Below are 8,229 nucleotides of genomic sequence, written 5' to 3' on the forward strand. Positions count from 1 at the left end.
GCGACTTTAGTTCGACGAAAAATCGGGACAGCGCCGAAACCGGCAACCCGTGCGTGCCGATTTGGGATATTGGTAGCCTTGGTGAAAGGGATGTAGGGCTTGTGTCGGGTTGCGGCCCGTCGAATGGGGCGGAGTAGGGGTTTATCACGAGAGGCGCGAAAGCAGCGCGCCAGCCGTCATTGCGCGTGAGTTTCAGCGTGAGCGCGGGCGGATGCTGCTGCGTGCCGAGGGTCGGACGAGCGCGCGATGCGCGTTTGGGGGTTCTGCGCGCGTGCAATCGGCGCCGCGGGAAGAAAGCGCCAGACGAGCAGCACCAGCGCAAGCGCGGCGGGAATCCAGCGGATATCGGTGGCAACGGGTATCGGATGCGCGAACCGCGCATCCGTCAACGGCGCGCGCAGGGACTCGGGCGCGACGAGCCGTCTGTAGCCGAAGCCGAGGTGGTTAGCGACGGCTTCCAGATACGTCTCTCTCAGTTCAGACAGTTCTTCGTGGCTTTCGGTCGCGGCGGCCGCGCCCGACGCGCCGGGCGCGGGCTGCACCTGCCGGACCTCGTCCGCGCGCCAGTAGCCGGTGCGCACGCCGTTCGCGTCGGTCTTCGGGATGGGCGCGGGCTGGTCGCCGCCGACGCCGATCAGCCAGCCATGCACGAGCCCTTGCGGTATGTCGCGCACGGTGGTTTCGTTCGGCGCGACGGGCGGCGCTTCCTGGCCGTCGGTGATGAACACGACGTCGGTGCCGCGGCCCAGTTCCGCCGCCGCGCGGATCGCCGAATAAAGACCGCCTTGCGCGATCACGCTGCTGTTGACCCAGCGCATCTTTCCGCTGATCTGATCGAGTGACGCGAGCAGCCCGTCATAGTTGCCGCAGACTTCGACGGGCGCGAGCAGCAGCAGTGAACGCTGATTGGTGAACACGCTCCAGCCGATTTCCGAGCCGCACGGCAAGCGCTGCAGCGCGTCGGCCATCGCCGCTTTTGCGAAGTCGATGCGGCTGACAGGCTTGCCGCCCATCGCAATGTCCTCGACATCCATGCTCTGCGTGATATCGAACGTGACGACGTAGCGGAACACGGGGCGCGTGAACCCGACTGGCGGCAGCCACACGGCCGAGGCGAGCAGCAGCGAGGCGAGCGGCAATTGCCACCAGCGGCGGCCCGCATGCGCGATCCACGTGAGCCCCGGCCGCTTCACGGCAATTCCTCCGGCGCCGCGCCGCGCACGTTGATGCTGTGCTGGTCCTTGATGTCCCTCGTGTCGTCGGCGGTATCCTGGGCTTCGGGCGCGACGCGCAACGCGCGTTCGAGGTTGTAGCGCGCATCCCAGTCGCCGGGATCGGCGCGCAGGACCTCGCGATAGCGCGCCTTCGCGGCTTCGAGCAGCGGCGGCGAGCGCACGGGTCCTTGCGCGTCGTTGCCGGCCGCTTCGCGCAGATACATGTTCGCCAGATCGTAGAGCGCGACGCGGCCCAGCTCGCCAGAAGGCGCAAGCCGCGAGAGATCGTAGTAGAGCTTGCCCGCCTCGTCGCGCTGACCCGCGCGCGCCAGCGCGACGGCTTGCGCGAGGCGCACGTCGGGATCGTCGCGAGCGGTTGCCCGCGTGCGCCATTGATCCGGCGGGTGCGAGCCGATCGCGGCGATCTCACGGCTCGACGCCTCGACGCGCTGAAGCCGCGCCGCGTAGTACCCGGCGATGGCGGCGCAGCACAGCGCCGCCGCGCCGAACATCAGGTGGATGGGCAGCCGCTTCATCGCAGACTCCGCTTTTGCATCAGCCATAAGCTCAGCAGCAGCACGCAGCACAGCAACGCCGTCGCGAAGCACCATGCGCTGCCGTCCTGTCTCGGCAGCCGTTCGACGAACGACACGGGTGCATTCTCGTTGTGCGCGATGTCGGTCATGGCGCGCGCGACCTGTTGCGGGCTGTCGGCCTGATACAGGCGATAAGGCGTCGGCAGCGACAGGAAGAAGCGATGCAGCTCGGCTTCCGGCGAATGATCCGAATCGGCGGGGCGCGCGTGCAGATCGGGGCTGTACACGCCGCTGCGCAAATAGATGAAGTACAGCGCGACGCCGTTGCGCGACAGTCCCGTGCGGATGCGCTCGCGCGCGACGTCGTCGAGACGCGCGCCGCCGTCCGACACCAGCACGATCGCGCGGCTGCTGGTGCGCGCGCGCTCGTCGAACAGCTCGACGGCGGACTGAAGGCCGTGGTCGAGCAGCGTGTCCGGCATGCCGCGTCCGACGCCCGTCGCGTCAATGGCGGCGTCGATCACCGTGTGCTCGCGCGTGAACGGCACGGCCAGCATCGGGTGCGTACCGAACAGCATGAACGCGAAGCGGTCGTTGACACGCTGCGCGACGAAGGCCGCAATCGCGTCGCGCGCCATCTGGTTCTTCGTTTCGCCCGCCGTCGGCGCATCGGCGGTGTTCGAGCCCGCGCTGCTGACGGGCGAGTACATGCTGCCGCTGCCGTCCATCAGGATCAGGATTTCGGCGCCCGTGCCCGTGATCCGTTTTTGCGCGCCGGAGCAGCCCGGCCCCGCCAGCCCGACGATCACGGCTGCGAGCGCGAGCATCGCGGCCGTCCTCCAGAGCAGCGCGACGGCGCGGCCCGCGCGATCGCGAGGCAGCCACGCGACGCTCGACCAGGCCAGCGTGTCGATGCTACGGCGCAGCAGCGGCAGCGCGGCCAGCGGCAACAGCACGAGTGCCCACGGAAAGAGGAAATCGGGCTGCGTGCTCATCGGTGATGCCGTTTTTCTGCGCGATACAGCGCGCGGTAGAGCTCGCGCAGCGAAAAGGGCGCGGCCACTGAAAGATCGCCGAAGAAGCGGTCGGTCGAGCGCGTGAAGAACTGTTCGAGTTGCGGGCGCAGTTCGCGCAGATGCGGCGCGCTGTCCGTCAGGCTGTCGATCGTGCCCGCGTGCACGACGCGTCCGGCCGCCTCGTTCAGCGCGTGATGCAGGCCGCGCCACGCATCGGGGTCGGCTTCGAGGGCCGCGTTGTCGTGCCGGCCAAAGCGCATCCACGCCTTCGCGAATGGGAGCTTCATTGCGTCGCGCCGGTTGCGCGCTATCCACCAGCCGAGCCACGCGAGCAGCACTGCCGCGGTGAGCGCGCCCCACGCGATCATCGCGCGACGCAGCGGCGCGGCGGGCTGCGGCGGCAGCAGCCGGTCCGGCTGGAGCACGGCGAGACGTCCCGCGTCGGCGATGCCCAGCGGCGCGAGCGGGCCGATCGACAGCGCGCTTTCCGCGACATCGAGCGTCGCGCCCGATGTGAGGCGCAATTGCAGCGGCGGCGTCGAGGTCACCGTCGGCGCGCGCGGCGAATTGATCACCTGATAGTCGAGCACGAGCCAACGACGGCCATCGGCATCGGTGCTGAAGGTCGGCGGGCGGCGTTCGAGCCACGCGTTGACGCGGCCCGTCGAAGGCAGCGCCGACAACCCGGCCTTCCCCCCAACGGCATCGAGCAGCACCCGCTGGGTCAGGACGTCGCCGAGCACATGGCCGAACGCGCGAGGCTGTTGCACGAGGGCCGGGTCCGCGTGAGCGCCGGCGCTCGCGATCAGCAATGCAAGCGCGGCGCGCCGGGCCGGACGCCGGATGCGTCGAAGCACCGGCTGCAGCGGGCGAATGGCGGCGCGCGTCATGCCGTCAGCTCGAGAAAGTAGCGGCTGAGCGCTTCGGCGTCGAACGCGCCTTCGTTGAAGAACGGCCGGATGCCATGACGCGCGAACAACGCGCCGATCTGCGCGCGGCGTTCGGCGACGGCATCGCGCCAACGCTCGCGCACGCTGCCGCGCATCCACATCGTTCTCGCCTCACCCGACTCGATATCGCCGAGCGACAGCCAGCCGTTGCTCGACGGCGGCTCGACCTCGGCGCGGTCCCACACGACGATGGGCACGACCCACGCGTGAGTCAGCGTATCGAGCAGTCCCGGCAGCGCGGCCAGCGGCCAATGGAAATCGGACACCAGAAAGACGAGGCAGGCGCAGCCCGCAAGACGCGTCGCGATATCGCGCAGGCCGGATGCGCGCGGCGGCGCGCCTGTGTGCCGCGGTGCGCAATCGCGCAGCAGTTCCGCCATCAGCGGGCCCATGCCGCGCGCGTGCCGGGCGGGGACGAACAGATCCTCGCGCGCCGCGTCGTCGAACGGGAGCATGCCGACCGGGTCGCCGATACGAAACGCGCTATGCCCCAGTGCTTCGACGAACGCCGCAACGACATCGAGCTTCGTGCGCGCCGCGCCGAAGCGCATCGACCCGGACACATCGACGACGGCATGAACGGGCACGGCCACGCGCTGCCGGTGCACGCGCACGAGCCACTCGCGCTGGACGGTGCGCACGCTTGCGCGCACATCGATGCGGCGCGGATCCGGATGATCGAACAGGCGCGTGTGCGCGGCGAACTCCTGGCCGATCCCGACGCTCGAGCCGCGATGCCCGCCGGGCCGCGCGCCCGACACGCGCAACGGCAGCCGGTACTGAAACTCGACGAGCGTGTTCACGGCGCGGCGATCCTCGAGACGATCTGTGCGATCAGCGCTTCGGCAAGCTGCTGACGGCGCAGCTCGTAGACGGGCGTGAAGTACACGCGATGGCCGAGCGTCGGCAGCAGGACGCGATGGATGTCTTCGGGCACGAGATACGTGCGCCCGTCAAGCCACGCGACGACCCGCGCCGCCCGCAACAGCGCACTCATGCCGCGCGGGCTGGCGCCGGCGAGAATCAGGCGCTGCATGTCCACGTCGTCGAGCGCGATGTCGAACTGCAACGGGTTTTCGGTCGCGCGCCAGATGTCGAGTGCGTAGCGTTCGATTGCCTCGCTCGCGTGGATGGCGCGCTGAATCCCCGCGCCGATCGCGTTCAGACGCTGCCAGGGCAGCACCTCGGGCGTCACGCGCGCAAGCAGCGCTTCCGTGTCGTGATAGTCGGGATCGAACACGAGCGAGCGGCGTGCGGTCCCGTCGTCGGGAGTCGACATGTTCAGCTCGAACATGAAGCGATCGCGCGCCGCCGACGCCAGTTCGAAGGTCTCTTCCTTCTCGACCTTGTTGCGGTCGGCGAACACCGTCATGTGAGGAAACCGGTATTCGCGATCGAACGCGAACACGGAACGCTCGGCCATCGCGCGCAGCAGCAGCGATTGCACCTGCGGCCGCGCGCGGTTGATCTCGTTGAAGAAGAACGTCGCGAGCCGTTCGCCGTGTTTGATCAGCGGGCCCGGCTCGATGCGCGGCCTGCCTTCGGCATCGACATAGCTGTGATAGACGAGGTCGCCCGGCATCAGGTCGATCGTGCCTTCGACGCGCTCGAAATCGCCGCCGATCGCCCGCGCGAATGCGCGCAGGATCGTCGTCTTGCCGACGCCGACGCCGCCTTCCAGCAGCACGTGGCCACGCGCGAACAGTGCGACGTTGATGAGCCGGATCGTCTCGCTTTGGCCGATGACCGCGTTCGCCACCTGATGCTCGATATCGAGCGCGAGCTTGCGCCAGTCGTCGAGTAGCTCTTCGCGATCCATCGGATTCGCCTCCGCTGCCGGCCAAAGTCGAAGGGGCGACACGGGCGCCGGCGGATTCGACGGGATGCGGCGGGGAATCGGCGAAGAGACGGTGTGCGTGTCGGGTATGCGTGTCGGTGTGCGCGTTGCTGCGCATACCGGCAGCGTGGCGCGCACGGTTCGTGCCAGCGAAGGCGTTGACGCAGCGTGCTGCGCCGCCGAAGCCGATGGTGCGGCAAACGCGCAGCCGGGTGAGGGCAGTGTGTCACACGGGGCGCTACAGAGTGCGCCAGGTCTGGCGTGCAATGCGCGATGCCCGTCGCACGCCGACGGGCATCTTGCGACGCTAGACGTGTGTTGCCGGATCAGCCTCCTTCAGCCGAGATGCGTGCCGAGTCGCTGATTCGCGCCGAACCGTACGACATCTCCAGCGAAGGCTCTGCGTGTTCGAGCGCGTACGCGCGGCGCATCGGCTTGAGCACGAACAGCGCCAGAAATGCGGCGAGGGCCGCCATGCCCGACGCGAGCATGAACACGGCGTGCCAGCTGCCCGTCGCCGCCGTGACGATGCTGGTGAACGGCACCAGCAGCGCGGCCGTGCCTTTCGCCGTGTAGAGCAGACCGGCGTTGGTCGCGGCGAACTTCGGGCCGAACGTGTCGCCGCAGGTGGCGGGGAACAGGCTGTAGATTTCGCCCCATGCGAAGAACACGATGCCCGTCAGCACAACGAACGCAACGGGACTGTGGCCGAACTTCGACAACGCGAGAATGCCGATCGCCTCGGTTGCGAAAGCGACGAACATCGTGTTCTCGCGGCCGATGCGATCCGAGATCCAGCCGAAGAACGGGCGCGTCAAGCCGTTGAGCACGCGGTCGATCGTCAACGCGAAGGTCAGCGCGGGCAGCGTGAGTCCGAGCAGCGACACGGGCGAATCGTGCAGGCCGAAGTCCTTGGCGATAGGGCCGAGCTGCGCGGTCGCCATCAGGCCGCCTGCCGCCATCATCACGAACATCAGGTACATGACCCAGAACACGGGCGCGGAAACCACCTCGCGAGGCGTGGCGTTATGGACGACGCGCTTCACCGCGCTCTTGACGTTCGCGAGCACGCTTGCGGGCGGCGCGAGCAGGAACAGGCCCAGCGCGAACACGACGATGCCCTGGCCGAGGCCGAACCAGAGGAAGGTCGCCTCATAGCCGCTGCTCTTGATCATGTTCGCGATCGGCACGACGGTCGCCGCCGAGCCCGCGCCGAAGCCTGCAGCCGTGATGCCCGCAGCGAGCCCGCGGCGGGTTGGGAACCACTTCAGCGCATTGCCGACGCACGTGCCGTACACGGCGCCCGCACCGATCCCGCCGATGGCGGCCGCGGCATACAGCAGCGGCAGCGACGACGCCATCGAGTTGATCGTCCACGCCACTGCGCATAGCAGCCCGCCGCCGACCACGACGGGCTTGGGCCCGTACTTGTCGACGAGATAGCCTTCAATCGGCACGAGCCAGGTTTCCGTCACGACGAAGATGGTGAAGGCAACCTGAATCGCGGCGCGGCCCCAGTGATACTTCTCGTCGATCGGATTGACGAACAGCGTCCAGCCGTATTGCATGTTCGCGATCATGGCCATGCAGATCACGCCGAATACCAGTTGCACCCACGGTGATGCGTACCACGATGACGCGCCTTCCTGATGCTCCGTCTTCATCACTGTCTCCTTTTTGTCGAACAGGGCTCGCGCCGCAGCGCCTGCCCTCGTGCCATGCACGAATGTGGGTCGGGCAGAGCTGGCGCCCTGCACGATGGTTGCTGACCTTGCCTGCAAGTTATGTACGGAGCCTTGAGCGGCTGTTCCGATCACCGTCCGTGCAAAAAGCGACGCTGATAGATTCCATACGATATGTGATATATCAAGTAAGTCAAGTGAAAGCGTGAAGGGGTTTTCACCGAGTCGAATCGTGTGATGAAAGGAATTCGTATGTGACGGGTGCTTAAGCGGGCGCACCAAAAAAGAAGCCCGCTGGCTAGCACGGGCGGGCTGAGGACATGTGCGAGACAGGCGTGTTCGCAACATGCCCTGTCGTTATATATGAAAGTAAAACGTAAAGAAAGTTTTTTGTTTGTAAGTAGCCGGCTGTTGGGTGAGCGCGTCATCATCAGCAGCCGCGGCTGGGTGCGGCGGTTTGTTGGGCGCGCAACCATCCTTGCGCAGCCGGGTTTTCGCCTTGTCACTTGATAAGGAATGCAGAGCGATATGCAAGTTCGATACCCGCGTCGAAGCACGGAGCTCGGTCGTCAACGCGAATCGCGGAGCACAGCCTATCGGTAATTACCCTTCATTGACGCTCGCAGATTCGAGCCGCTAAAGTGTTCGCGATTTGAAAGGTTGTGCGATATGCGAACACTTTCGATCCCGAGCGCGCACGGTCGCGCAGGCAATCCATAGAACTACAACTCTCACACGCGAGATTCTTGATGAAGTCACTGACCCGCGCAATTCCGTATGTCGTTTGCGCAGCTACTGCCACTGTGTGCATGCCCGTATGGGCGCAAAGCAGCGTGACGCTGTACGGCATCGTCGATAACGGTTTCGGCTATCAGTCGAGCTCGACGACGCTCGGCTCGACCTCGGGCGGCCATTCCGCCTTCAAGATGGTCACGGGCGTGTGGGCGGGCAGCCGCTTCGGCCTGAAGGGCGCGGAAGACCTGGGTGGCGGCAC

General features: G+C 66.8%; 8 protein-coding genes. 1 reads left to right on the forward strand and 7 read right to left on the reverse strand.

Annotation, left to right across the window (positions count from 1 at the left end; genetic code table 11):
• Nucleotides 1-176: 176 nt before the first annotated feature.
• The 7 genes from J8I87_RS39440 to oxlT form a co-directional block, all read right to left on the reverse strand.
• Nucleotides 177-1,193: a vWA domain-containing protein gene (locus J8I87_RS39440; RefSeq protein ID WP_313068127.1), complete on the reverse strand. Its 1,017-nt coding sequence runs from the start codon at nucleotides 1,191-1,193 to the stop codon at nucleotides 177-179.
• A complete protein-coding gene (locus J8I87_RS39445; RefSeq protein ID WP_209937839.1) occupies nucleotides 1,190-1,750 on the reverse strand; it encodes an MxaK protein in 561 nt (186 codons plus the stop codon). The genes J8I87_RS39440 and J8I87_RS39445 overlap by 4 nt, the downstream gene beginning before the upstream one ends.
• Entirely contained in the window at nucleotides 1,747-2,745 is a 999-nt protein-coding gene (locus tag J8I87_RS39450; protein WP_209937840.1) for a vWA domain-containing protein, read from the reverse strand. The genes J8I87_RS39445 and J8I87_RS39450 overlap by 4 nt, the downstream gene beginning before the upstream one ends.
• Nucleotides 2,742-3,656 (reverse strand): hypothetical protein, encoded by a 915-nt coding sequence (locus tag J8I87_RS39455; protein WP_245254496.1) that lies wholly within the window; start codon nucleotides 3,654-3,656, stop codon nucleotides 2,742-2,744. The genes J8I87_RS39450 and J8I87_RS39455 overlap by 4 nt, the downstream gene beginning before the upstream one ends.
• On the reverse strand, nucleotides 3,653-4,519 hold the full coding sequence (locus J8I87_RS39460) for a DUF58 domain-containing protein (RefSeq protein ID WP_209937841.1): 867 nt from the start codon (nucleotides 4,517-4,519) through the stop codon (nucleotides 3,653-3,655). Before J8I87_RS39460 ends, J8I87_RS39455 begins: the two co-directional genes overlap by 4 nt.
• Nucleotides 4,516-5,535, reverse strand: a complete 1,020-nt coding sequence (locus tag J8I87_RS39465; RefSeq protein ID WP_209937842.1) for a MoxR family ATPase — start codon at nucleotides 5,533-5,535, stop codon at nucleotides 4,516-4,518. Before J8I87_RS39465 ends, J8I87_RS39460 begins: the two co-directional genes overlap by 4 nt.
• Before the next feature lie 344 nt (nucleotides 5,536-5,879).
• Nucleotides 5,880-7,217, reverse strand: a complete 1,338-nt coding sequence (gene oxlT, locus J8I87_RS39470; RefSeq protein ID WP_209937843.1) for an oxalate/formate MFS antiporter — start codon at nucleotides 7,215-7,217, stop codon at nucleotides 5,880-5,882.
• Nucleotides 7,218-8,044: 827 nt separating this feature from the next.
• Here oxlT and J8I87_RS39475 point away from each other — a divergent pair.
• On the forward strand, nucleotides 8,045-8,229 hold a 185-nt coding region (locus tag J8I87_RS39475), incomplete at its 3' end, for a porin (RefSeq protein WP_245254500.1).

Origin of the sequence: Paraburkholderia sp. LEh10, assembly GCF_017814945.1 — a bacterium.
Classification (GTDB): Bacteria; Pseudomonadota; Gammaproteobacteria; order Burkholderiales; family Burkholderiaceae; genus Paraburkholderia.

What these genes read in the sequence shown, in the direction of transcription:
- J8I87_RS39455 (WP_245254496.1), bottom strand. Translation starts at nt 3,656, where the DNA reads ATGACGCGCGCCGCCATTCGCCCGCTGCAGCCGGTGCTTCGACGCATC.
- J8I87_RS39465 (WP_209937842.1), bottom strand. Translation starts at nt 5,535, where the DNA reads ATGGATCGCGAAGAGCTACTCGACGACTGGCGCAAGCTCGCGCTCGAT.
- J8I87_RS39450 (WP_209937840.1), bottom strand. Translation starts at nt 2,745, where the DNA reads ATGAGCACGCAGCCCGATTTCCTCTTTCCGTGGGCACTCGTGCTGTTG.
- J8I87_RS39445 (WP_209937839.1), bottom strand. Translation starts at nt 1,750, where the DNA reads ATGAAGCGGCTGCCCATCCACCTGATGTTCGGCGCGGCGGCGCTGTGC.
- oxlT (WP_209937843.1), bottom strand. Translation starts at nt 7,217, where the DNA reads ATGAAGACGGAGCATCAGGAAGGCGCGTCATCGTGGTACGCATCACCG.